This window comes from Bradyrhizobium sp. Ec3.3 (assembly GCF_000472925.1).
GTDB lineage: Bacteria > Pseudomonadota > Alphaproteobacteria > Rhizobiales > Xanthobacteraceae > Bradyrhizobium.
On record NZ_AXAS01000056.1, the window covers coordinates 1 to 23114 of the forward strand.

A 23114-nucleotide genomic window follows, 5' to 3' on the forward strand; every position below is an offset into this window, starting at 1 on the left:
GGCCAATGGCTGAAGTTCAGTTCTGACGGCGAGGCGGCACCGCCGCCGCGCGTTACATTGTCAATCGCCGACTGCGAGGCCTATTTCAAGGCCGCCGACGATTTCCATGCCCGAGTTGCTCAGTCCTTCGCGTCGACCGGNATGCTCGTGATCGAGTATGAAAGGCTACTTCACCAACCAAGCGCCTGCNTGGCAACGGTTTGGGCGTTCCTGGGGGTCCCAGCGCTTCAGCTGTCTGGTAGCGCCATGCTTCAGCGCCAAGAAACGCGACCGCTAGACCAAACCGTACAGAACTTTCATGAGCTGCGGCGGCACTTCGCAGACGGACCTTACGAACGATTCTTTGAGGTTGGTGAGGCCTGATTCGCGGTCAGTAGCGGCGAACGTCGGCGTAATTTGTCGTTTGTGAAGAACGTTTCTGAGCACCGTTTTTACGCAAGGTGTGGGTGCGATAGGTGGCGACAGAGTATCCATAACAGGCCACGTAAAAGTTCCGCGAGCCAGCGTCGGAGCAGGCTGAAGTTGTAGCCGGCGGCGGTGAGCACGGCGTTGATGCGGTCGCCGTCGCGGCCGTTGAGATGGTTACGGCGTATCCGGTGGTCGTCCTTGAGATGGCCGATCACAGGGCTTGACGGCGGCGCGACGCCGCATCTCGCGACGGATCGCTTTGGTGACACGGCGAACCTGGCCGCGGATCCAGACCTTGAACCGGTCGGGATAGTTGTAGCCGCGGTAGCTCCTTGTCGCCGTGGATGCGGCGCGCTGCAACACCTGTGAGCTTTTCGAGGTCGGCGATGACGGGACGGAGCGTGTGGCCGTCATAGGGATTGCCGTGCAGGGCCCTGGCATGGAGCACAAACTGCCTGCCTTTGGGCGCGGTGGCAGGCGTGGCAATCGAGACTTTGCAACCAATCTATGGACCACGCCCGCGTTGCAAGAGGAATCAACAAAAGGATGTAGCGATCTGCGCCAATCTATCCGGCTCCAATTTGAGGCTGTCGCCTCAAGCCAATATGGATATCCGCCCACTCCTGTCCTCAATAACTCGACGGCCTCGACAAGGGGCACATGGCTGCGAACCAGGCTTCAGAAGTGTCGGTGGAACCGTTTCTCCATTTGTCTTTTCCGTCTCGCAAACCTCGGCGGGATATTGTGCCTTTCCGATTGAGATCGTGGATCCTTCTTCCCTTCCCGGTCGTGTGTCCTAGGCGGTCTGGCCTAAGAAATTGGCGTCGTAGTCACGGCCCTTTGCGAGCATGCTCCAGGCCATGCGCGCGAGTTTTGTGGCCAAGGCGACAACCAGTACATTCGAGTGGAGCCGCTTGGACGCTGCTTCCAACCAGGCTCCAAACCCGTGCCTGGACCAAGTCTGGCGCCTCAGAAGCACGGCTCTGGCCCCTTGAATGAAGAGCGTTCGCAGGTACCGGTTGCCGCGCCTCGATATGCGGCCGAGAATGGTTCGATCGCCGGTCGAGAATTGTTTCGGTACCAGACCAAGCCATGCCGCAAAGTCGCGGCCCTTGCGAAAAGCATCGCCAGTCCCGATTGCGGCGAGCATCGCGCTTGAGATGATCGGTCCGACGCCCGGCGCAGTCATCAGCCGATGACAGTGTGCATCCTGCTCGGCGAGCTCGTTGATTTCTTTCGTAATTGATGTAACCCGCCGGTCGAGATAGCGCCAGTCCTCGACCAAGTCCTGAACGAGCTGAACTACTCGAGGCGACAGGTTATCCGAGAGCATCGAGAGAAGTTGAGGAAGCGCCAATCGGAGTGCTGCCGTTCCCTGCCGAACCGGCAGCCCTCGCTCGAGTAGAAAGCCCCGGATTTGATTGATGACCGCTGTTCGCTGCGTCACCAGTCGACTGCGAACTCTGTGGAGCGTCTGCAAATCGACGCGTGAGAGCCGTCCTCGGACACTTCATCTTCACCTTCATACATGCACTTCCCGACGGTAACGGTCGAACAGGACGCTTTCTCATGAATGTCATGATGGTATCGGGAGGACTGCCTTGGACCATCATCCCGGTCGACAGACGCGACGAATACATGAAGGCATTGGAGAGCGCGAGCGTACAAGGCAACATCGCTTCGTTCGCGGCTTTCCTGGCAGATTGCTGCCGGCTTGAACCACCTCCTCCGCGGCGGAGCCGTCCGGGAGAAGTTCAGGCACCGGCTAAACTCGACTAAGCAAGCGCGCGGGGATGCTCTGGTCTGTGGTTGCCGCGATGATCGCCGCGATCATCGCCCTGACCGGCGTCATCGGGATCAGGGAGCGCATCGCGATCATCATCAGGGGCATCGGCATGCTGATCATCGCCACCAGCAGCAGCAGCAGACGTCGCCCAAACTGAGTATTGGGCCACGATCGAATCGGGGTGGGAATCGAGTTCGCCTATGATCTCGCGATTGAGCGCGCTTAGGGAACCTCATGAGCTTCGGTCGCGCAATGGACGAGCAGTCACTAAAAAGATAGCCCACTTCCAGAGTAACCTTGGCCTCGATAAGCCCCGCCGGTCCCCGGCGGGGCTTATCGGTTGCCTGCATGGTTGATGCGCCCTTCAGAACCGCGATTTTTGCGCCCGAGAGTAGCTAGTGAACGCACTTCCACCGGGTTCGCTCCACTCGTTCGGCTCAACCTCGGCCTGTGCCGGATCCATCTTGATTATGTTGACTGAAGTCCGTCAAAGGGACGCGCTGTCGTCTTTGATCCGCCACCTTGCGACGTTCTGTTCTCGATGAGCACCTCGCCTTCATGCATGATCTGGCTAAGGCGCAAGTCAGCGGATGCGGTTGAGCGAGGGACGAGCCAGGAAGGCGCCGAGTTGGAGAATTTCCCAACACCCATCTTTCCGATCAAACTGAACGTGGGAATTGAGCTCAATGTTGAAAATTGTAGCGGTAGCGGCAATTTTCGTAGGAGAAGCCCTTTCAATAATCGCCGAATTGATCGCCTCAAAGAAATTTGGAACGGCGAGTGGGCCTCTGACAACACTTCTGCCGATGTTCCTGCTGGTAACGTTGGGCGGCATCCTGCTCGTCTCTGGATACGCCCTCGGCTACATGCATCTCAAAAACATTTGGATAATTGTCGCGATATCGGTGGGATCGATTTTAGTGGTGGAGCCGATCCTCACATTTCTGCTGTTCCGCGACGTGCCTACAACCGGCTCACTGATCGGGCTGGTTTGCGGCGCGGTGGGCACGCTCGCAGCGATTTTCTTATAAACGCTAGTTTGGTCGGAGTTCAATTGGCTGGCTTGGGCGAGATAGGTGATGGAACTGAAAAGGTCGGCGCGGCAGGCTCGGCACTCGCTGGGGAGGCTCGCGTTGGTCGAGAAGGTGGCGGCTTTGGACCGAACGGTGTCCGCCGTTACCCGCTTTAGATCGCGCGTCTTCGGCGCGCCTGTCTCGTGCGCCAACCACCTTGGTCTGACAACGCAGGTACCCGTTCGTCGGGTTTATCTGACCTCGGGTCCTTCTCGCGAACTCCGGCTCGGCATGCAAGTCGCCCTTTCTCCGTTGAGGGATGCGCTCGGCGCGCGCGCCTGATCGGGACTACAGCCCCCAGGCCGCCAAGCCTGTCGTAAAAAAAGCGGAAACGGTTGCCGCGCGTAGCCGCGCTGCGGCTCCGGTCCGCACCAATCCCGCCCATGTCCGGCCTGTGTCGGCCTACGCCGACACTGACCTGCGTCTCCGGCCGCGCATACGAGATGCTCGCCCTTTGTCCTACAGCGAAAAAATGATGGATCACCCCCGATACGCTACGCGCGGTCGCCTCGATTCCGACCGCGACCGACTGCACAATCGTGGCAAAGCGCACCGCCGTTTGGACCACCGCCGAGCTGATGCCGGCCTCCCGCAGCGTTTTCTCACGAGCGTCCATGCAGCCGCCGCAACCATTTGCCGGGAAGACTGCCTGCGACCACCACTTGAAATTGACCCTGTCCACGACGGGGTTTGCGACAACGTTCGCGCGTAACCGCACCGGCATCGCCTTGTATTCCGGATTGGATGCGAGGTGAACGAAGCGGTAGTAAACCTTGTTCACCGCCATCACGGCAGCCGCACATTTCGCTGCTGCGATCGCCGCTGGCGTGATTACGACGGCCGCCGCGGATTTCATCGCCTCTATGACACTGAGTTGCGGGTCGCAATCGCGCTCGCCAGCAACAGGCCGTATTTGCTTTGCGGTAAAAAGCGTCTCATCGGTCATCGTCGGCGCCGGAGTCTGACGTCCTTGGCACAATCCGGAATTTGATCCCTCAACTGCTCGAGATTGACATGTTGCCTCAGGCGACTTTCAGCGTCTCGCCGCCGATTTCGCGATTGCAGGGGCAGAGCGCATCGGTCTGCAGCGCGTCCAGAACCCGTAGCGTGTCGCCCGGGCTGCGGCCGACATTCAGGTTGGTCGCATAGACATGCTGGATCGTATTCTTCGGATCGACGATGAACGTGTAGCGATGGGCGACGCCCTCAGGCGAGCGCACGCCAAGGCCATCGACAAGGGCGCCTTTGGAGTCAGCAAATTGCCAGATCGGAAGGTGATGCAGGTCCTTGTGCTCGCGGCGCCAAGCGAGCTTGCAGAATTCGTTGTCGGTTGAGCCGCCAAGCACGATCGCATCGCGATCGGCGAAGTCCTTGGATAGCCGGGCAAACTCGGCGATTTCGGTCGGGCAGACGAAGGTGAAATCCTTGGGGTAGAAGAAAATGATTTTCCATTTTTCGGGAAAGCTCTCTTGAGTTAACGTCTCGAACGCGCTCTGCCCCTTCTCTTCCTGCAGGTGAAAGCCAGGCTTCACGCCCGTGACTTCGAACGACGGCAACTTACTTCCAATTCCAAGCATGTGTGTCCTCTCAGGGTTGCTTCGCGTGGAAGCAGTGGTCCGCCTTCATCGAAGCAATCGACATGCCACTCGATCTTGCGGTTTAGACCGGCGGAAATGCAACACAGGTTCTGATTGGTTTGAGAGTTCCGGAGAACCGATCGGGGAGGGACCAGCACTTCAATGCTGTGGGGCGAGCCGGGTTGGCGGCCTGACGAAGACCTGCACATTCGAGCGTCAACATCATCTGGTGAATGGAAGGCAGAGGACACCCCGAAACGCCGTTGCATTCCCATTCGGGCGCTTGATGGGTACACGGATTTGGCGGCCATGGCCTGTGGCATGTGTTTTCTCCTTAACCTGCTTTCGCTCCGGCAAAAGCGCTTGCTGCGATCGCCTGGACTTAGTCGAAACGACTTGCTCGGGTGGGGCGCGCCGAGCGATCACGCGAGCGATCCGCGAGAAAGAAACGTTCTGCGAGGCTGTCCTCGGCATCGGTGATCGAGTCGTCTCAGATTGGTGACGCTCGCGAGGGGACTTCAAGTGCGGCTGCAGGAGTGTAGCACGGAGTTGTATCCTACCAAAACAAGGAGGCGACAACATGCTACTTTGTGTAGCAAGATGCTTTGCGAGCGTTCGGAATGAAATAGTGTCCCACACCGCTCGTGATTCGGAGCAGTTGGATGATCACGCCGGTTCGACGGAACTGGAGTCCCAAGGTATTATTCAATGCTTTGACGCCGGCGATGTTCGCTGCCGAGCCATCTGTTGTGCGCGCGCGTTGGGACAAGTTGTGGCCGGATTTGTATACGGAATATGACGCGAGGCATTTGAAAGAAGAACTGTCCATTCGTAGCTTGATCGTTACCGACGAAGCTAAGGCATTCTTTGACGCCTGGGCCGCGGACGAAGAGCGTCACACTGATGGCTTCGTCCAAATCATAGAACTCGTCGCTGGCGGATCCGAAGAGAATCTCCGGGAGATGTTGAACGATCGATCGCATGATTTTAGTTCGATCAGTGAATACTTGAAAGACGAATTCTCTCTAATGGTTATGATCGCATTTGATGAAATGTGTACTTGCCACGCCTATGCTACGGAAAGGGAGTTTTATGTCAGACTTCGGAACGACAGATTCCTTCGCTGGCTGAGAGAAGTGATCGCCGACGAGGCGGTTCACTCGACGAATGCGGTTAACGTTATCCGCGCCCGCTACGACGACCGTATCCGCGAAGTCGGCCCAATCCTCGACAGTCTGATCAGTGGCTTCGCCGATGATCCTCCTTACGCCGGCACCTTCGTTCTGGATTACTTCGGCGGGTCCTATACGAAGGAGCTTTTTGCCAAGTGCCGCGCCACGATCCTGAGAAATATTACTAAGCCACTCACGACCGCAGAGCGAAACAGACCGAAGCGTCGGCCAATTTGACCTCAACGCCGTCGCGCCCCGCTTGCGGAGGTTTCCAACGCCGAGGCCCAGCTCGCCCCGTCGGCTTGTAGATGACCGGCTGCCGCACAGCAAATAGCGAATGTCGAATGGCGCCGTTGCTTATAGGATCGACGGAGTGCTGTCTCAGTCTTATTGCTGAGTTCGCAGACCCAATTTGTTCGCCAGACGTTGGATCTGCGATGAGCCTGCCCTTGGCGTTGCAGACGCTGGGAATTTTACCCAGCTGCCGATCCCCATTTCTTCGGTGATGACCGTGTACCGCAGTGAGCTCGTCCGCGCGTAACAGCTTGGCGAGGCTTACCGCATCGCGCCGGTTCGTCTTCACTCGATCGCCTGCCTTCTTCGGAATGAGCGAGGGGGCGACCACCAGGCAGTCATGGCCGAGGCTCTTGAGCAGTCTGTAGAGGCCATATCCTGTCGGCCCTGCTTCGTAGCATAACGTCAAACGACAGCATTTCGCTGCAAGCTTTGCCACCAGCTTTCGGATCGCCGCCTCCGTAGCAGGAAACTCCCCCAGATACCGGACCTCGCCGCCACGGCCGCTATCAGCAATTGCTACCGAATTACGCAATTTTGACGTATCGATTCCGACAAAGGCCTCGGTATGATGACCCACGACTCGCCCTCCTTGTTTGAGGCTCTGCCCGGTCCATCCGGGTAACCCTCGTCGCAACATCGAGGGTGAGTCGCCTCATTTTGTGGAGGGGACATACAGTCTAATGGTAGGGCCCGCGGGAAAGCGGAAAGCTGTCGCGCATCTTATGGTGGCTCACGGGACGAGCGAACGGCGGGCGTGTAGCCATCAGCTGTTGCCGCATGACCATCAGATTTCGCAGGAGGTCGCCGACATTCTGGCAAGTCTTGCGCGCGAGAATCGCGCTATTTCTCCGCCGCCTGCAAGAATATTTCGACAAGGCGCTCGCATCGGACATCCTTCTGCTGCACAATCCAGCGCGTCGGGCGAATTTCGAGGTGCTGCGATCCAGTGAAACGCGGAGCGTTCTCGTCGAAATGGGTTCATGTCGAATAAAGCCGACGAACTGCTGCTGCAATCAGATCATCATCGAGCCAGCGTCGTTGCGGCGCTTAGGATCGGTCTTGAGGTTTTGCGTACGACAGACCACGACGTTCTAAGTGCCGCAATTGCCGCGGCTCCGCCTCGCTGGATGTGGGGACGACTGTCCGCGAAGCGCCCAAGGCATTGGGGATAAACCGCAATCAGTAGCGTGACGCGCTTGAAAGCCGAGCCGGCTCGCGCTACCGAGATACAATGTTATAACATAACATTGCATCTCGGTAGCCCCATGGATCGTCATACCGCTCCGGTTGCTAGATGCGCAGGTGAGAACGGGATGTCAGTAGACGGTGCAGGATGGACCGACGAGCGTATTGAACGGCTGAAGTCTCTTTGGGCGGGAGGACTAAGCGCCAGTCAGATCGCTGCCGAGCTTGGCGGCGTCACGCGAAACGCCGTGATCGGGAAGGTTCACCGTCTCGGTCTTTCTCGCCGTGTGACCACCGCGACGAAACCGCGAGCCCCGCGTTCATCCCGTCTCCAGCAATCATCACGGTTTGGTCCCATGGCCAGCGTTCGGCATCGCGGCAATCTGGCCTTGGCCTCGCCCGAGATCGACTATGTCGATGAGCAGGTAGAGGTCACAGCAGAGATCGTGCCACTGGCCCGATATCTCACTCTGGCAGAGCTTGAGCCGAGTTCATGCCGCTGGCCCATCGGGGATCCGGCCTCGCCGGAGTTTCGGTTTTGCGGTGCGCCGGCGCTTCCGGGTGAAAGCTATTGCAGGGCGTGTGCGCGCAAGGCCTATCAAACAACGACCCCACGCTCATCCATCTCTGGACAGCGCTTCAAAACGGGGCGTGGGTTCAGGCCGTAAGTGGACGTTAATCCGCGCACCACGTCCCATACCATGGGTCGGGTACTGTGCGGAGAGTTCTGTAAAAAGCTGAGAGGCTGAAGCGGCCTTGAGTCCTTCGGCTTGCCGATTGGCGACGTCCCGAGCTTTAAGCGCGATATTCCAGGGGTCGTTGCGCGGATCAGCCGCGATCTGTTTTTGGCCGATCTTCCGGCGCACGCGGCACGCATTAATGGGCCGATCGCCAAGGATTTCGCTCTCTCTCTCTCTCTCTCTCTCTCTCTCTACGCGTCAGCGGTCTGGCACTCCCCGTACACTGTCGCGGCGGAATGGTGGAGATGACGTGGATCAAGGATCCTGCACAGAGCAGCTTGCGTTTCGCTGTTACCGCTTCCGCGAAAGAAGCTATTTCCCGCGCAGTTCAAACTTTGGAAGCTATTTCCGAAAGCCTTGCGTTAGCATCATCGAACTGAACACGAAGTTGCATTGAGGCGGCTTCGACTGGAACGACCCGGCAGACGCGATTGCCGCCAAAGCCCGGTGGCAGTCTAGCAAGAGGACCAATCAGAACCTCAATCGTCTTCACTCCGCCATCGCTTCCGCGATCGGCAAACGGCGGAGCCTTGTCCAAATTTGGGGTCGCGGTCTTGGGGAACATGACATGACGGACTCAATCGCCATCGACAACGTCATTCCGCGCGCTGACATTGTCAAGCGGTCGGCGCGCATTGGCGCCGAAATCCGGAACATCAAGCTTTCCGGGAATCTCCCGGACCAGACGATCGCGGCGATCAACCAGGTTCTGCTTGAACACAAGGTCATCTTCTTCCGCGATCAGGGCCACCTCGACGACGCCGAGCAGGAGCGCTTTGCCGTCCGACTCGGAAAACTTGTGCCGCATCCGACCGTCGGTGCCACCAAGGGAACCGCATCGATCCTCGAGCTCGACTCCGCCCGCGGCGGCGGCCGCGCCGACCAGTGGCACACGGACGTCACCTTCGTCGACGCCTATCCAAAAATCTCCGTCCTGCGCGGCGTCGTGATTCCCGAGTTCGGTGGCGACACGATCTGGTCGAACACGGCGGCGGCCTATCTCGATCTGCCGGCGCCGCTCCGCAAGCTCGCGGACGAGCTGTGGGCGGTGCATAGCAACGCCTACGACTACGCGGTCAAGACTCGCGCGAGCGAAGCCGACAGGAAGCATTTCGAGGAGGTCTTCACCGGCACGATCTACGAGACCGAGCATCCTGTCGTCCGCGTTCATCCCGAAACCGACGAGCGGACGCTGGTGCTCGGCAATTTCGTCCAGCGCTTCGTCGGCCTGTCGAAATACGACAGCCAGAAGCTGTTCGACCTGTTCCAGTCGCACGTTACCGCGCCGGAGAACACCGTGCGGTGGAGCTGGCGGCAAGGAGATGTGGTGATCTGGGACAACCGCGCCACCCAGCATTATGCCGTCAATGACTACGGCGACCAGCACCGCGTTGTGCGGCGTGCCACCTTCGACGGCGATGTGCCGGTCTCGATCGATGGCCGCAAAAGCGTGACCTGTATCAAGGCCACCAAGCCGCAGGCGAAGGCCGCCTAGACCATCAGCGACACGAGGGTGACAATCATGAGAATTCAATCGTTGCGCCGGATGACGTCCGGCGCACTCTCGAAGGCTCGTCGACTGGGCCTAGCCGGCATCGCGACGATGGGGCTGATGGGTGCTACCATGGCCGAGCCGCCGCTCGAAAAGACCGAGGTCCGGTACCAGGGCTGGGCCGGCCAGGTGACATTCGTCGAGCTGGCGGACGATCTTGGCTACCTCGCGCCGCTCAAGCTCAAATGGGTCGGCAACACCATCAGTGGACCGCAGGACATCCAGACCGTAGTCACCGGCGACATCGATATTGGCGGCGCGTTCTATGGTGCGATCATCAAGCTGATCGCGGCGAAGGCACCCATCAAGGCGGTAGTCGGCTACTATGGATCCGACGACAACACCTACAACGGCTACTACGTGAAGGAGGACAGCCCGATCAAGACCGCGCGCGATCTGATCGGCAAGAAGGTCGCGGTCAACACGCTCGGCGCTCACCTCGAGTTCGTGTTGCGGGAATATCTCGCCCGAAACGGCCTGACGCCCGCCGAGGCCAAGCAGGTGACGCTGGTCGCGATTCCTCCCGTTACCGGCGAACAGGCGCTAAGGCAAGGGCAGGTCGAAGTCACCACGCTGAGCGGAATCCTTCGCGACAAGGCGCTCGATCGCGGCGGCATTCGCAGACTGTTTGCCGACACTGATCTGTTCGACAATTTCACCGGCGGCTCCTACGTCCTGCGCGACAAGTTCATCAAGGACAATCCAACACCTCCGTAAACTGATCGAAGGTGTGTCGCGTGCCATCGCATGGGCGCAGATAACCCCGCCGGAGGAGGTCCGCGCCCGCTTCGAGCGCGTTATCGCCGAGCGCAAGCGCAACGAGGACTCAACGCCAATCAAATATTGGAAGAGCACCGGTGTCGCGACCAAGGGCGGAGTGATCGGCGACGCCGAGCTTCAGGTGTGGATCGACTGGCTGGTCAAGGACGGTCTGCTCAAGCAGGACCAGCTCAAGCCGTCCGATCTTTATACCAACGAGTTCAACTATTTCCGTTCGGGCAAGACCGCGGAGGCCAAATGACAAATGCCAAGATCCGCTTCGAGCATGTGCGGAAGGAGTTTTTGGTCCGCGGCAAGGATGGCGGGCCGGCGCAACGCTTCACTGCGCTGGACGACATCACGCTGGACGTTCGTGACGGCGAATTTCTGGCGCTGGTCGGTCCGAGCGGCTGCGGCAAGTCGACGTTGCTGGACCTGCTTGGCGGTCTGACACCACCAAGCAGCGGGCGCATCCTGCTCGATGGCAAGCCGATCGAAAGACCGGCGCGTGATCGCGGCATCGTCTTCCAGCAATATGCGCTGTTCCCCTGGCGCACGGCCGCCGAGAATGTCGCGTTTGGGCTCGACATTGCGGGGCTGAGGACGAGGGAGCGGCGCGAGAGAGCGCTGCATTATCTCGATCTGGTTGGGCTATCGGGGTTCGCGGACAGATATCCGCACGAGCTCTCCGGCGGCATGAAACAGCGCGTCGCGATCGCCCGGAGCCTCGCCTACGATCCCGAGGTGCTGCTGATGGACGAGCCGTTCGCAGCTCTCGATCCCCAGACGCGCGAAACGCTCCAGGGCGAGCTGCTGCGGATCTGGCGCAGAACGGGAAAGACGATCCTCTTCATAACGCACGGAATCGACGAGGCCGTCGTTCTTGGCCAGCGGGTTGCGGTGATGACCTCGCGTCCCGGCTGCATCAAGGAGGTCGTGGACGTTCCCGGCGAAATGCACAGCGAGACCGAGGACGTCCGCTCGTTTCCGCAATTCGGGCGCGTGCGCCACGACGTCTGGTCATTGCTGCGCGATGAGGTCCTGAAGGCGCAGGGATCGCAGCTTCCCGCAGCGGGCGAACGCGTACGAGCCAAGACTACAAAGGAGTTGGCGCATGTCTAATCTGGAGATGCTGACGCTTCTGGAGCTGGCGGAGGGGCGACCAAAAGACCATGCTGCGCAACGCGCGAGCTCGTTGGCTGACGCGTCCAGCGGCCTCGCGCAGCGGTTCGGAGCACTTGGTCAACGGTCCCTGCTGCTGGTGTTGTTACTGGCCGTCTGGGAAGCCGCGCCACGTCTGGGGCTCGTGGACGTGACGTTCCTGCCGCCGTTCTCCGAGGTGATCGCTGCAGGCTGGCAGCTCGCGCAGACCGGCGAGCTTTACGACGACGTCGGCGCGAGCCTGCTGCGGGCCCTCAGTGGATTCCTGATCGCCGTCGGCCTGATGGTGCCGCTGGGTCTGCTCACGGGATGGTACGCGCGGCTCGGTGAAGTCCTCAACCAGATCATCGAGATTGCGCGGAATACGGCACCTCTGGCGCTGTTGCCGGTGTTCATCCTGCTGCTTGGCATCGGCGAGCTGTCGAAGGTCAGTCATGGTGATCTATAGCTGCGCCTGGCCTTTGCTCCTGAACACGATCGCGGCCGTCCGGCAGGTCGATCCGCTTCTGGTCAGGTCGGCGCGGACGATGGGCGCGACGCCGAGCCAGCTGTTCCGCAAGGTGATCCTGCCGGCGTCCTTGCCGACGATCTTCGTCGGGATTCGCCTGGCCAGCGCCTCCGCGATGCTGGTGCTGGTGGCCTCCGAGATGGTCGGCGCGAAATCTGGGCTCGGCTATTCATCATCAACAGCCAATACAGCTTCCTGATCCCGCCGATGTATTTCGGGATCCTCGGGATCACCGTGATCGGCCTTGTCTTCAACGCCATCCTCGAGGCGCTGGAACGCCGGCTGATGCGCTGGAAGGCGCCGGCTGTCTAGACCTGCTTGTTGCGCGCCATGGCCTGCGTCACGATGCTGTTCGGCGGCACGTCCTGGGTCACCCAGACATTGCCGCCGATGGTCGAGCCCCGGCCGATCGTGATCCGGCCGAGGATGGTCGCGCCGGCATAGATCACGACGTCGTCCTCGACGATCGGATGCCGAGCGTCGCCCTTGATCAGATTGCCCTCATGGTCGGTGGGGAAGTGGCGCGCGCCCAGCGTCACGGCCTGGTAGATTCGGACGTTATTGCCGATGATCGCGGTCTCCCCGACGACGACGCCGGTACCGTGATCGATGAAGAAGCCGGAACCGATGCTCGCGCCGGGATGAATGTCGATGCCGGTCCTGGTGTGGGCGATTTCCGCGACGAGACGCGCAATCAACCGCGTGCCGAGCCGGTGGAGGATGTGCGCTAGGCGGTGGTGGATGATCGCGGTCATCCCGGGATAGCCGATCAGGATCTCAGGAAAATTCCTGGCCGCGGGATCGCCAACGAAGGCGGCGCGGAGGTCGCTGATGATCAGCCCGCGCACATCTGGAAGCTGCGAGGCAAAGCCGCGCGTCAGCTCGATCGCCTCGTCGCGCCGGAAGCCGGGCGTGAGTTTATCGCCGACGAAGAGCGCGGCGCGATGGATCTGGTCGCAAAGGTTGTCGAGGGCGATGCTGAGGCGGTTGCCGACGAAATAGTCGATATTCTCGCCGTCGAGATCGAATTGGCCATAGTGCCGCGGAAACAGTGCTTCGGTCAGGCCGTCGAGAATAGCCTGGAGCGCCTCGCGTGACGGGGCGCGGCGGGCCTCGCCATCCCGGCGGATGCTGTGGGTCTCCTCCCGCGAGGCGCGGAGCGCGGCGACGAGCCGATCGAGCTGCCAGCGCTTCTGCGCGGGATTGCCCGGGGTGAGCGTCGCCTCCTCGGAGGATTGCTGGGGAACCTCGTGCTTCATGCTGCCGTAACCCCATCGGTTGTGATGCCGGTGTATGGGGTCACCTCACGTGCGCCAAGGGAATGGTGTTCTCCCAGAGAAGATCCAGCTCGTGCTTGATCTCGATGTACTGGCCGTTCCAGTACACCAGTCCGGAAAGCTGCGGCGACAGGTCGAAGCTCAACAGGCTGCCGACGATGATCCCGTGTGAGTAGCGCTCGATGATCTCCTCGACGCGGCATTCGATGGTCGCGAGCGAGTTGCCAAGCAGCGGAACGCCGGACGTGCCCGCAGACCATGGAGCGCTGTCAAAACGTAGTGGGCCCTTGAGGCGGCCATTGCTGAACCGGCTCGCCAGCTCCTGCTGGTCGGAGCCCAGAATATTCACGCCGAATATCCCGTGGCGCTCGATCAGCGCAAAGGACGACGCCTGCCGGTTGACGCTGACCAGCAGGCGCGGCGGACTTGCGCTGAGCGAGGTCAGCGACGTGACCGTCATCCCCGTGATGTCCTCGTCGCGCCCGGCCGTGATGATGCTCACGCCGCCGGCGAGGCGACGCATCACCGCGCGAAACTGGTGCTCGATCTCGTCGTTGTCAGTAACGAGGTGAATGTCCGACTTTCCCATGTCTATCTCTCCTGCATCGGACGGTCGAATGCTGGCGTCCTTGATCCTAGAAGAAGCCCTTTGTCTGCAACGGCGTGCCGTTAATCTCGTATTGACTGATCGAGCGCGTCTTGTAGATGGTCGGATTGTGGGATGAGAGTGTCCTGGCATTGCGCCAGTGGCGATCGAAATTGGTGACCTTCTTGGTCGCCGATGCTCCGCCGACGTCGAACAGCAGGCTGCCGCCGCGAATGGCGAAATCGTCGGCAATGATCTTGGCTTTGGCCGAGAGCAGCGCCGCAGTGTGGGCGGCTTCGGCCGCGTTCGATGCACTTGCGTCAGAGGCGTCGGTCGCGACATCCAGCGCCTCGGCGGCCGTGAGCACCACGGTTTCGGCGGCGAAGGCGCCGCTGGCGATCTGGCCGACGGTCTGCTGGAGCAGGGGATCCTCGGTCGGGATTTCGTTCGGAGCGTAGAACGTCCGCTTGCGCGAGCGCACCAGGGCGGTGGCGTCGCGCAGTGTGGCGCGTGCGATCCCGGCGACGACGGCGATCAGGAAGAGCTGAGCGAATGTATTTGAGTAGGGCGCGCCATAGCCGACGTCGGGCGCGTCGAATACGATTTCCTGGCGCTTGACCTTGACGTTGCGGAAGTGCGTCGTGCCTGTCGCCGTCAGGCGCTGCCCAAGCCCGTCCCAGTCGTCGACCAGCTCGATGCCTTCGCGCTTGATCGGGACGATCGTCGCGCCGCTTGTGCCGGCGGGATCGGCGGCGCGCACCAGCACGTAGTCCGAATACAAGGTGCCAGTGCTGTAATATTTGATGCCGTTCAGGAGGTGATCGCCATTACCGTCGGGCGTGAGCGTCGTGCCGGGTGTGACATTGCCGACGCGCGGGCTCTCGAGCTCGGTGGTGGCAAGGCCGATGATGGCGCCATCGGCAACGGCCCTCTGCCATTCCCGGCTCTGTTCGTCCTTGGGCGTGCGAACGAGACGCTCGACCACGCTGAAATGATTGCGCAGGATATGGGCGACGTTGGCGTCGGCCTCGCCGAGGCGAATGACGAAGGCAAACAGCTCGCGAATCGAGATGCCGCCGCCGCCCGTCTCCGCGGGAAGACGCAATGCGCCGAGGCGCGCGCGACGGATGAGGTCGATCGCGTCAAACGGAAGCACGCGGTCGCGCTCCCGCGCGCCTGCGCCTTCGGCGATCTGGTTAAGCAGCGCGTCCAGTTCGGGGGACTGGGCTTTGAGTGGCTGTGACGTGTTCAGCGAGGAGGCGGCTACGGGTCTGTTCATTGTTGTTGCCTGTTCGTCCTAGAGCTGCGCGAGATGGTCGCTCACCTTGACCGGCTCCGGCAGAACCTTGCGCGCGACGAGCCAGTCCGCGGCCTTCTGCAGATCGGAGACGAACTGCTTGTCGTCGACGGAGAGGTACCGGTACCGCCGCTTCAGCGAGATGAATTGGTCGCGGACCTCGTCGCTGTATTTTCCGGCCTTCTGCGCGATGTACTCGGCTTCCTTGGCATTCTCCGAGACCCATTTGCCTTCGGCGCGGAACGCCTCGTTGACGGCACGAACCAGCGCGGGGTTGTCGGTCGCGAATTTGCGGGTGGTCAGGTAGGACGTGTAATCGATCTGGAAATCCAGGTCGCGGCCCTCCAGGAAGAGGTCGTGCGCCTTGTATTCGAGCCGGGCGATATCGACGCCGGGGCTCCACATCGACCAGGCATCAACCTTGCCCGAGGCAAGCGCAGGCGCGGCATCTGGCGGATTGAGGTAGACGAACTTGACCGCGGAGCGGTCGACCTTGTGCTTCTCGAGCGCCGCAACCAGCAGGAACTCGCCCAGACCCGAGCGGTTGACCGCGACCGACTTGCCGACGAGGTCCTCGATCTTGTCGATACCCGAGCCGTCCTTGGCGATGATCGCCGTGGTGCGCGGCTCGTACACCACGAATTGCGTGAACACTAGCGGCGGGCCGGCAATGATGGCGGCCAGCGCCGGTGTGGTGCTGCCGCCGAAGCTGAAATCGGCGCTGCCGCCGGTCACCGCCTGCAAGGTCGGCGCATGGTTCGAGAACGGGCCGAGCCACTCGACCTTGACGCCGTCCCTGGCCAGCACTTTCTCGAATTCGCCGCGCTCCTTGGCGATCAGGTTGAGGCCGCCGAGGCCCCAGGTCAGGCGCACCGTATCCGTGGTGCGCCCGGTACCGGCCTCGGCGAAATGGGAGAGGTTCAGACCGGCGAGCGCACCAATGCCGAAGGCCGCGGAGCCGAGAAAGCCGCGCCGGGATGGTTTGGCGGAGAAGTCAGACATGAACGGCCTTCCAAGTCACTCAATTCAAGGGGGGAGACGAGGTCACGCCAAGCTCGGCCAGGAGATCGATGCGCGAAATCGAAGTCGCGTCGGACGCGCGATGCTCGAAGGCGATCGCACCACTCCGCATCACCAGGATGCGATCGGCCAGCGTGATGGCTTCGTCGACATCATGGGTAACGAGCAAGACACCGGGGCGGTGACTGGCGATCAGCTCGCGGACGAGCTCATGCATACGGATGCGGGTAAGGGCGTCGAGTGCCGCGAAGGGCTCGTCCAGCAGCAGGAGTTCCGGCTGCTGGACCAGCGCACGCGCGAGCGCGACGCGCTGCGCCTGCCCGCCCGAGAGATTGCGCGGCCAATCGTCGAGCCCGACTTCCGCCAGCGCTTCGGCGGCGCGCTCGCGCGCATCCGGAATCTGCAAGCCAAGCGCGACGTTGCGCCACAGATTGTCCCACGGCAGCAGGCGATGCTCCTGGAAGACGACAGCAGGCCGGCGCGGCGCGTTGATCCGTCCGCCCTGGATCGGGTCACGGCCGGCGAGTACGCGCAGGAGCGTGGTCTTGCCGCAGCCGCTCTCGCCGAGCAGGGCAACGAATTCGCCGCGCTCGATGCGCAGGTTGAGCTTCTCGATGACGATCCGCTTGCCGTAGGCGCGCGTCAGATTGCTCACGACGACGGCCGGCCCGGAACCAGCGGCACTCGCGTGAGAAGGCGCGACGTGAACATTCATCGCGCGGCCCCATAGTTCGGGTGCCAGGCGAGCAGGCGCCGTTCGAGGACGCGGGCGATAGCGTCCGCTGCCACCCCGATCAGGGCGTAGATCACGATTGTCAGCACGATGACATCGGTACGCAGGAACTCGCGCGCGTCCATGGCAAGGAAGCCGATGCCGGATTGCGCGCCAATAGTTTCTGCAACGACCAGCGCCAGCCAGGCTGTCGCGAGTGCATAGCGAACGCCAGTCAGGATTGACGGCAATGCGCCCGGCAGAATGATCCGCCGGATCAATTTGAACGCACCAAGCCCCTGGATCCGGCCAAGTTCGATCAGCTTCGGATCGACTTGCCGGATTCCCAAGACGGTGTTGATGTAGATCGGGAAGGTGACGCCGAGCGCCACGAGGAAGATCTTCTCGGCTTCGCCGACGCCGAGCCAGACGATGACGAGGGGCAGCAAGGCCAGGAACGGAATCGCACGGATCATCTGCACGCTGCGATCGACCACAGCCTCGGCGATACGCGAGAACCCGACGAGCGTGAAGCCGACAGCACTGCCAATCGCAAAACCTGCCACCGCGCGCAAAAGGCTGATGCCCAGGTCATCCAACAGGCTGCCGGACGAAATAAGCTTGAACGCAGTTCTCATGATTTTGCTCGGCGCAGGTAGCACCTGCGGCGACAACCACCCGGCCTGTGCCAAAAGCTCCCACGCAATCACTAGCGTATTCGGAGCAAGCCAGGACAATAGTTGCAAGCCGTTCTGTCCAAGCCTACTGGGCGCACGCGTTGCGGACGGAGCGCCATTCTGCTGGCCCTGATCTGATGCGACGGCAGTTGCAGCCGGCTCGACGTTGCTCAACTCGATATTGCTCAAGACGGGTCGTCCTCGCTTGATCGCACATGCGACAAGCGCACAAGCTCGGGTCGGCAATGAGCTGCCGCCTCTTGCAAAATGTCCCACGAATTCGCGCGAACAGAAATAGAGCGGTTTTTCAATTGTGGTTCGTTGCAGAGTGTTCTGATCTCGCCGCGGCGAGACGCGCGACAAAGAAAATCTTTTGATGAGGGGCGTGCTTGATCTCGCGTCAGGCATGGTCAGAAACTGACAACGCTATCTCATGGTCCGCGCGCCGCGCATCAGGATCCCGAAGAACCCTATGATGCGTCGTGGGAGCGCAACAGGGATCTGGTGCTCGCCGCCGAAGAGCTCGGCTACGATTCGACACTGTTTGCTCAGCACACGATCGATCCGTACCAGGAGGATCTCGATCAGCTTGAAGCCTGGAGTGCGGCGGCTGCGATCGCTGCCCGACTTGCGGCTTCGACCAAGTCCGGCTCGCCTCGAAAGGCGTCGTTAGCAAGCTTCGCAAAGCGTGCGCGCGTCGCGGCGTTGCCACCAAGCCGGCGGCCGATCAGATCTGACAAGGCGGCCGCGAAATCGTGATGAGCCAGGATGGAATCGGAAATCGCCGCGCCAAAAACTGGATCGGCGGTCGCGCGCCGCGCCTCGTGGCCTATCTCCTGCCAGAGGCTGTCGCTCCCGATTATCGCAGGTCTTGCCATCCGAATCTCCGGTCTGCCGCACACGTGGGCTGTCGAATATAGAACGTGCCGTGCATGCACGCCAACTGACGCCGTACAAATGTCGAAGGCCCCGCCTCGCGGCGGACACCCAGTCGATGCTCTTTCCAATTCCGTCGGCGCCAGATTGCTGAGGCCGGCGCGTCCGCAGATCATCAGCGGCATCATTCTGCGCGGTAACGATCGCGTCGACAAAAGATGAACATCGAGCCTCGATATCTATCCTCGGACGGACGCTGCGGCGCTACTTCTGGAAAGAAGTGCCTGAGTGTCGAACGACAAGAGCCACGTCGCGTTTTTCGGATCGCGTAAAGATCCGAGGTGTTCCGATGAGCCTTGGCCAAGCCATAACGTTCCGTTCGTGTTCGACCGCGCCCAAGGCAGCTATTGAGCGTTTGGATCGGCGGTGCATTGATCGTTGGGGCCTCACTCTTCGGGATCTTGGAAAGGTCATGGTGACCGTTTCGGTTGCAATACCGGCGGTTGCCCGGTCGGTGTCGACCATGCGACGAAAGACAGCTTCTCCAATGATCGCGAGCCCTTTTTTCAAGGTCATCGAACCCCGCGAGAGGGTTCGATATCGTAGCCGGTGACACTCCGGAATGCCGCCGCTTTCGGCAGAGAATACACGACCGGATAGAGCATTACGATGGCATCGACCACAGCCCTCAATTGGGAAGCTACAACGTCGGCAAGATCGAATGGTGGCAATATGGAGTGATCGAAGAGAATCGAGGCAGAGGCGACCGTTGCCCGTTTATCTTCAAGGGAGCTCTGCTAGTCTCGGCCGGCAATGCATCGTCCCGAATATGGCTGGAGCGGGGCTGCCACCTTCTGGGGGAGCTGAGACACCTGCATCAGGTGTCGTCAGTCCTCCGAGGGCGGCTCAACCGGAACGGCAAAGCTCGCTTTCACACGGTCCATTATGACCATCGTTTTGAAGCCTTTGATAACCGGATTTTCTTCTAGGAAGCGACGGGTAAACCGTTTGTAATCGTCCATCGTCCGCGCGGTAACGTACAGAACAAAGTCGACTTCGCCCGTGACATAGAAGCCGTTAACGATTTGAGCCGAGGTTTTCACCGCCTTCTTGAACCTGTCAATGATCTCTGAGCTTTCCCGCTCAAGGCTCACGAACGCAAGCGCCTGGACTGGCCTGCCGACCGCCTTCGGCGAAACGATCGAGATGTCGGCCTCGATGAAGCCCTCCGAACGGAGCCTCTTCAGACGGCGCTGACACGCCGAAGAAGAAAGCCCAGCGAGTTCGCCGATAACTTCCGTCGTCAGACGGTTGTCTTCTGCAGAATCTCGAGGATGCGGGCGTCGATCCGGTCGTACCGCATGGAAGGGCTCAATGCCTTGACGGATTTCACCACGAAATGCCCATGCGGTGCAAAAATTCCTCCGGACGACAAAACAAGAAGCGGGAACAGCTCCGCTAAGGCGGTATCCGCGCCGCTGATCGGTATTTCTGGCTTGTACAGGAGCGACGATCACGCAGTTCGATCCCGCGTTGCAACTTCCATGCCGGAGCGGCCTCGGTCAGCATGCTGCGGCGAGTCTAGAGGGCTGAACCTCGTCTCTGGGCTCGGGGAGCGAGAGTGGGCCTGGCCAACTGCATCTCTAGATGATCCGCTCCACCCTCATCGTCAGGACAGACAGGGCGACAAAAATAGCGATACCGAAGACTGACAGGGAGACAGCGAGCATTTTTCCGATCGTGAATGTCGAGGCGGCCATAGCGTCCGATGCTTGCACGACACGGAGCCTGTCCATCAGTAAAAAGAGGACCATGTCCTCCGCCAGGTCAAATAAACCGTAGGGGGCGGACATCGTCACGCCAACCATCACGAGCCAGGGCGGGACCAGGACGTCGAGCACGCCAGGAAGAATCAGCCAAAGGGACGCGCTGGTTGCAGACAGTGAAATTGCAAAACCGATGTCTATTAGCAAGACGCGCGTGCGGTAGACATCCAAAGCGCTTCGGTTTGGCGAGATTTGTCAGCAAGCTTCTTGAGTCGACAAGGGCGCGCACCGAATAGCCAAACCGCCGCTCGGGTACTTTCAATGGATCGATTGCTGTATCAACCATGGAGCGGAATCTTCTGTTGATCGCGTAGATGAGGATCGTTAGCAGCAAAAGCGCCGTGACGACGATGATACTTGGGTCATACACGTGCAGGCATCCTACCTAGCAGGTCGTTGAAAAAGGGCGCTCGCCACCGGCCGGTGATCATGATTCACTGGCTCCGACGAGATTCGGAGATGGTGCGTGCGCGGCGGCGATAATCGAACGGGCAAACTGTTCAGCTACGTTGATCTGGAGGCGCGGGTCCGGCGAGATCATCCGCTGCGAGCGATCCGGACGATGGTGAACGAGGCGCTATCGGCGCTGGAGCGGGAGTTTGCCGCGCTCTATTCGCCGATTGGGCGGCCGTCGATCCCGCCGGAAAAGCTGCTGCGGGCTATGCTGTTGCAGGCGTTTTATTCGATCCGCTCGGAGCGGCTTCTGATGGAGCGGCTGGAGTACGATTTGCTGTTCCGCTGGTTCGTCGGGATCGGCGTTGACGACGCAGCCTGGGACCATTCGGTGTTCTCGAAGAACCGCGACCGGCTGCTGGAAGGCGATATCGCAGCCAAGTTCCTGGCGGCGGTGCTGGCGCAGCCCAAGGTGAAGAAGCTTCTGTCGAGCGATCACTTCTCAGTCGATGGCACGCTGATCGAGGCCTGGGCCTCGATGAAGAGCGTCAAGCCCAAGGATGGCTCGGGCGAGCCGCCGGCGCAAGGCGGCGGGCGCAATGCCGAGGCGGACTTCCACGGCCAGAAACGCTCGAACGACACCCATGCTTCGACCACTGATCCGGACGCCAGGCTCTACCGCAAGGGCAAAGGCAAGGAGACGAAGCTGTGCTTCATCGGGCACGGGCTGATGGAGAACCGCCACGGCCTGCTGGTCGACGCCTGCCTGACGCAGGCCGACGGGCATGCCGAACGGGTGGCCGCACTGCACATGATCGAGCCCCATGCCGATCGACCGACAGCGATCACGCTTGGCGCCGACAAAGCCTACGACGCAGAAGACTTCGTCAATGAGTTGCGCTCGATGAACGTGACGCCGCACGTTGCACAGAACACCAGCGGCCGCAGCTCTGCGATCGACGGGCGAACGACCCGGCACGGCGGCTATGCCGTCAGCCAGCGCATCCGTAAGCGCATCGAGGAGGCATTCGGCTGGATCAAGACGGTCGCCCGGCAAGAGAAGACGCGCTTCCATGGCCGCGATCGCGTCGCATGGGCCTTTACCTTTGCTGCCGCCGCCTACAATCTGGTGCGACTGCCCAAGCTGATCGCGGAGGCTGGATGATGGCCAAGGTGCCCGGCTCCGCCAAGGCCTTTGCTGGCCGCTGGCACATCGTCGAGATGGACAAGTGGGACAGCGACTTCCTCGATCTTGTCGAAGAGGCGTATCTCACGTTGGGCAAGTCCGACAGTGAAATTGCCTTTGGGGCTCTCAAGGGCTTCCTGGACGTGCGCTACGGCACCCGCGACGGCACAGCCTACGCGGAGTTCTCATGGGAAGGGCACGACGAGAATGACCCGGTCTGCGGTCGCGGATGGGCTATGATCAGCACCGCTGGCAGGCTCGTCGGCCACATCTACATACACAACGGCGACGATTCAGGCTTCGTTTGCGAACGCGGCTGAGTTCTTCAACGGCCTGCTAGATGGCTTGCAAGCCGTTTTCGATGATCTGACTCTTGAAGATCTTGTCATTGTACGCAGAGTCGAGGCCGTTTATGAGAGTGGCGGTCTCCGAGAGTGCGCGCGCAAGGTACAGAGACATACCAGCAACTCGAAATGCAAACGAAATTGCGAAGCGACCGGTAATGCGGTCACTCGATGGCCGCGGAGAAAGTTTTTGGCTCGTTATAGACCCGAAGCATCGCGCAAACGTAGATCTACGAAAGCGCAAACGAAAGATATGAAATGCTCCTAGTGAAGACTTGGGATGTCTTCCAAAAGATGCTTTTTCCCGTGCTCAATCATCCATGTGGCCCGTGCAAAATGACTGCTATAGGCCCGCCACGCGCGTTGCGGATCCTGCGCGGGATCGATGCGCAATACGACCCGGCTAACTTCTCGCCAGTCGGTGCCTTCCACGTCGGCGACTAGCAGGTTCAGATACGTGCCAAGGTGCACGTAGTCATAGGGCGTTAGCATTGAATCATCGGGAGCCAGATCGGCGACGCCCGGGGCGAGTGACTGTTTCGGCATGGGGTCTTCCGGGGCTGGAACAGTATGATAATCAGCCAAACGGTTCGGCACGAAGGTACGCTACCCGCAAGATCGTAAGCGCGGCCTGTCGCTCTCGAGACTCGCAGATCCAAGCTGACTTTCAAGCAAGCGTTCTCTAGACGATCCTTGAGCACG

Annotated in this window: 24 protein-coding genes and 10 pseudogenes; 19 read left to right on the top strand and 15 right to left on the bottom strand. The window is 60.6% G+C overall.

Going from position 1 to position 23114, the window contains the following annotated elements; translation table 11 throughout:
• Positions 1-363 (top strand): annotated as a pseudogene (locus tag YUU_RS60875) (sulfotransferase); the annotation flags it as partial.
• Between the two features lie 68 nt (positions 364-431).
• Here YUU_RS60875 and YUU_RS57100 read toward each other — a convergent pair.
• Positions 432-910 (bottom strand): annotated as a pseudogene (locus YUU_RS57100) (IS5/IS1182 family transposase); the annotation flags it as partial.
• Positions 911-1204: 294 nt separating this feature from the next.
• Positions 1205-1897 (bottom strand): annotated as a pseudogene (locus YUU_RS52825) (IS110 family transposase); the annotation flags it as partial.
• Here YUU_RS52825 and YUU_RS57105 point away from each other — a divergent pair.
• From YUU_RS57105 to YUU_RS61620, 4 genes and pseudogenes are all read left to right on the top strand, one after another.
• Positions 1897-2187, top strand: coding sequence for a Fic family protein (locus YUU_RS57105; protein WP_371260540.1), 291 nt, complete (start codon positions 1897-1899; stop codon positions 2185-2187). The pseudogene YUU_RS52825 and the gene YUU_RS57105 sit on opposite strands and share 1 nt — an antisense overlap.
• A 38-nt stretch (positions 2188-2225) precedes the next feature.
• Entirely contained in the window at positions 2226-2351 is a 126-nt protein-coding gene (locus tag YUU_RS62460; RefSeq protein ID WP_256375323.1) for a hypothetical protein, read from the top strand.
• A 529-nt stretch (positions 2352-2880) separates the two neighbouring features.
• Complete coding sequence (locus tag YUU_RS0136115) at positions 2881-3225, top strand: hypothetical protein (protein ID WP_245288200.1); 345 nt, start codon at positions 2881-2883, stop codon at positions 3223-3225.
• A gap of 183 nt (positions 3226-3408) precedes the next feature.
• Positions 3409-3507, top strand: a pseudogene (locus YUU_RS61620) (DUF6088 family protein); the annotation flags it as partial.
• Between the two features lie 265 nt (positions 3508-3772).
• On the opposite strand, the pseudogene YUU_RS57115 reads toward YUU_RS61620, so the two are convergent.
• Positions 3773-4293 (bottom strand): annotated as a pseudogene (locus tag YUU_RS57115) (alkyl hydroperoxide reductase); the annotation flags it as partial.
• Complete coding sequence (locus YUU_RS0136125) at positions 4290-4844, bottom strand: peroxiredoxin (protein ID WP_027526709.1); 555 nt, start codon at positions 4842-4844, stop codon at positions 4290-4292. The pseudogene YUU_RS57115 and the gene YUU_RS0136125, both read right to left, overlap by 4 nt.
• Positions 4845-5506: 662 nt before the next feature.
• On the opposite strand from YUU_RS0136125, the gene YUU_RS52835 reads away from it, so the two are divergent.
• A complete protein-coding gene (locus tag YUU_RS52835; RefSeq protein ID WP_245288201.1) occupies positions 5507-6253 on the top strand; it encodes a ferritin-like domain-containing protein in 747 nt (248 codons plus the stop codon).
• 274 nt (positions 6254-6527) lie between these two features.
• On the opposite strand, the pseudogene YUU_RS57120 reads toward YUU_RS52835, so the two are convergent.
• Positions 6528-6890 (bottom strand): annotated as a pseudogene (locus YUU_RS57120) (transposase); the annotation flags it as partial.
• Between the two features lie 103 nt (positions 6891-6993).
• Here YUU_RS57120 and YUU_RS62885 point away from each other — a divergent pair.
• The 9 genes and pseudogenes from YUU_RS62885 to YUU_RS61635 all read left to right on the top strand — a co-directional run.
• Positions 6994-7114 (top strand): annotated as a pseudogene (locus tag YUU_RS62885) (IS3 family transposase); the annotation flags it as partial.
• Between the two features lie 512 nt (positions 7115-7626).
• The gene (locus YUU_RS57125) at positions 7627-8166 is read left to right on the top strand and encodes a GcrA family cell cycle regulator (RefSeq protein ID WP_084801707.1); all 540 of its coding nucleotides are present in this window, start codon (positions 7627-7629) and stop codon (positions 8164-8166) included.
• 317 nt (positions 8167-8483) lie between these two features.
• Positions 8484-8618 carry a hypothetical protein gene (locus tag YUU_RS62465; protein ID WP_256375324.1) on the top strand — a complete coding sequence of 45 codons (135 nt, stop codon included), beginning with the start codon at positions 8484-8486 and terminating at the stop codon, positions 8616-8618.
• A 188-nt stretch (positions 8619-8806) separates the two neighbouring features.
• On the top strand, positions 8807-9733 hold the full coding sequence (locus YUU_RS0136140) for a TauD/TfdA family dioxygenase (protein ID WP_027526711.1): 927 nt from the start codon (positions 8807-8809) through the stop codon (positions 9731-9733).
• A gap of 27 nt (positions 9734-9760) precedes the next feature.
• A complete protein-coding gene (locus tag YUU_RS52840; RefSeq protein ID WP_245288202.1) occupies positions 9761-10507 on the top strand; it encodes an ABC transporter substrate-binding protein in 747 nt (248 codons plus the stop codon).
• Positions 10508-10520: 13 nt separating this feature from the next.
• Positions 10521-10811, top strand: coding sequence for a hypothetical protein (locus tag YUU_RS61625; protein ID WP_245288203.1), 291 nt, complete (start codon positions 10521-10523; stop codon positions 10809-10811).
• On the top strand, positions 10808-11671 hold the full coding sequence (locus YUU_RS0136150; RefSeq protein WP_027526712.1) for an ABC transporter ATP-binding protein: 864 nt from the start codon (positions 10808-10810) through the stop codon (positions 11669-11671). The genes YUU_RS61625 and YUU_RS0136150 overlap by 4 nt, the downstream gene beginning before the upstream one ends.
• Positions 11664-12158, top strand: coding sequence for an ABC transporter permease (locus YUU_RS61630; RefSeq protein ID WP_245288204.1), 495 nt, complete (start codon positions 11664-11666; stop codon positions 12156-12158). Before YUU_RS0136150 ends, YUU_RS61630 begins: the two co-directional genes overlap by 8 nt.
• On the top strand, positions 12145-12417 hold the full coding sequence (locus tag YUU_RS61635) for an ABC transporter permease (RefSeq protein ID WP_245288205.1): 273 nt from the start codon (positions 12145-12147) through the stop codon (positions 12415-12417). The genes YUU_RS61630 and YUU_RS61635 overlap by 14 nt, the downstream gene beginning before the upstream one ends.
• 109 nt (positions 12418-12526) lie before the next feature.
• Here YUU_RS61635 and epsC read toward each other — a convergent pair whose 3' ends face one another.
• Genes epsC through YUU_RS0136185 form a run of 6 tightly spaced genes read right to left on the bottom strand, consistent with a single transcriptional unit; the run spans position 12527 to position 17961 of the window.
• On the bottom strand, positions 12527-13477 hold the full coding sequence (gene epsC / locus YUU_RS0136160; RefSeq protein WP_027526713.1) for a serine O-acetyltransferase EpsC: 951 nt from the start codon (positions 13475-13477) through the stop codon (positions 12527-12529).
• Positions 13478-13517: 40 nt separating this feature from the next.
• Positions 13518-14084 (bottom strand): flavin reductase family protein, encoded by a 567-nt coding sequence (locus YUU_RS0136165; protein ID WP_027526714.1) that lies wholly within the window; start codon positions 14082-14084, stop codon positions 13518-13520.
• Positions 14085-14130: 46 nt separating this feature from the next.
• Positions 14131-15360, bottom strand: a complete 1230-nt coding sequence (locus YUU_RS0136170; RefSeq protein WP_027526715.1) for an acyl-CoA dehydrogenase family protein — start codon at positions 15358-15360, stop codon at positions 14131-14133.
• Between the two features lie 18 nt (positions 15361-15378).
• Entirely contained in the window at positions 15379-16380 is a 1002-nt protein-coding gene (locus tag YUU_RS0136175; protein ID WP_027526716.1) for an NrtA/SsuA/CpmA family ABC transporter substrate-binding protein, read from the bottom strand.
• 19 nt (positions 16381-16399) lie between these two features.
• Positions 16400-17113, bottom strand: coding sequence for an ABC transporter ATP-binding protein (locus YUU_RS0136180; protein ID WP_027526717.1), 714 nt, complete (start codon positions 17111-17113; stop codon positions 16400-16402).
• On the bottom strand, positions 17110-17961 hold the full coding sequence (locus YUU_RS0136185; protein WP_027526718.1) for an ABC transporter permease subunit: 852 nt from the start codon (positions 17959-17961) through the stop codon (positions 17110-17112). Before YUU_RS0136185 ends, YUU_RS0136180 begins: the two co-directional genes overlap by 4 nt.
• 243 nt (positions 17962-18204) lie before the next feature.
• Here YUU_RS0136185 and YUU_RS57135 point away from each other — a divergent pair.
• A pseudogene (locus YUU_RS57135) lies at positions 18205-18411 on the top strand (LLM class flavin-dependent oxidoreductase); the annotation flags it as partial.
• Here the strand turns inward: YUU_RS57135 and YUU_RS62890 are convergent.
• Positions 18372-18851 (bottom strand): hypothetical protein, encoded by a 480-nt coding sequence (locus YUU_RS62890; RefSeq protein WP_371260541.1) that lies wholly within the window; start codon positions 18849-18851, stop codon positions 18372-18374. The pseudogene YUU_RS57135 and the gene YUU_RS62890 overlap by 40 nt on opposite strands.
• 402 nt (positions 18852-19253) lie before the next feature.
• Between YUU_RS62890 and YUU_RS62895 the strand changes: the two are divergent.
• Positions 19254-19652, top strand: a pseudogene (locus YUU_RS62895) (YqcI/YcgG family protein); the annotation flags it as partial.
• Here YUU_RS62895 and YUU_RS52850 read toward each other — a convergent pair.
• Together YUU_RS52850 and YUU_RS0136210 are read right to left on the bottom strand one after the other, a co-directional pair.
• Positions 19551-20026 (bottom strand): annotated as a pseudogene (locus YUU_RS52850) (Lrp/AsnC family transcriptional regulator). The pseudogenes YUU_RS62895 and YUU_RS52850 sit on opposite strands and share 102 nt — an antisense overlap.
• 280 nt (positions 20027-20306) lie before the next feature.
• Positions 20307-20660 (bottom strand): hypothetical protein, encoded by a 354-nt coding sequence (locus tag YUU_RS0136210; protein ID WP_027526720.1) that lies wholly within the window; start codon positions 20658-20660, stop codon positions 20307-20309.
• Positions 20661-20955: 295 nt separating this feature from the next.
• On the opposite strand from YUU_RS0136210, the gene YUU_RS0136215 reads away from it, so the two are divergent.
• Together YUU_RS0136215 and YUU_RS0136220 are read left to right on the top strand one after the other, a co-directional pair.
• A complete protein-coding gene (locus YUU_RS0136215; protein WP_027526721.1) occupies positions 20956-22047 on the top strand; it encodes an IS5 family transposase in 1092 nt (363 codons plus the stop codon).
• The gene (locus tag YUU_RS0136220) at positions 22047-22388 is read left to right on the top strand and encodes a hypothetical protein (protein WP_027526722.1); all 342 of its coding nucleotides are present in this window, start codon (positions 22047-22049) and stop codon (positions 22386-22388) included. Before YUU_RS0136215 ends, YUU_RS0136220 begins: the two co-directional genes overlap by 1 nt.
• Before the next feature lie 288 nt (positions 22389-22676).
• Here YUU_RS0136220 and YUU_RS0136230 read toward each other — a convergent pair whose 3' ends face one another.
• On the bottom strand, positions 22677-22958 hold the full coding sequence (locus YUU_RS0136230) for a hypothetical protein (protein ID WP_027526723.1): 282 nt from the start codon (positions 22956-22958) through the stop codon (positions 22677-22679).
• Between the last annotated feature and the right edge of the window lie 156 nt (positions 22959-23114).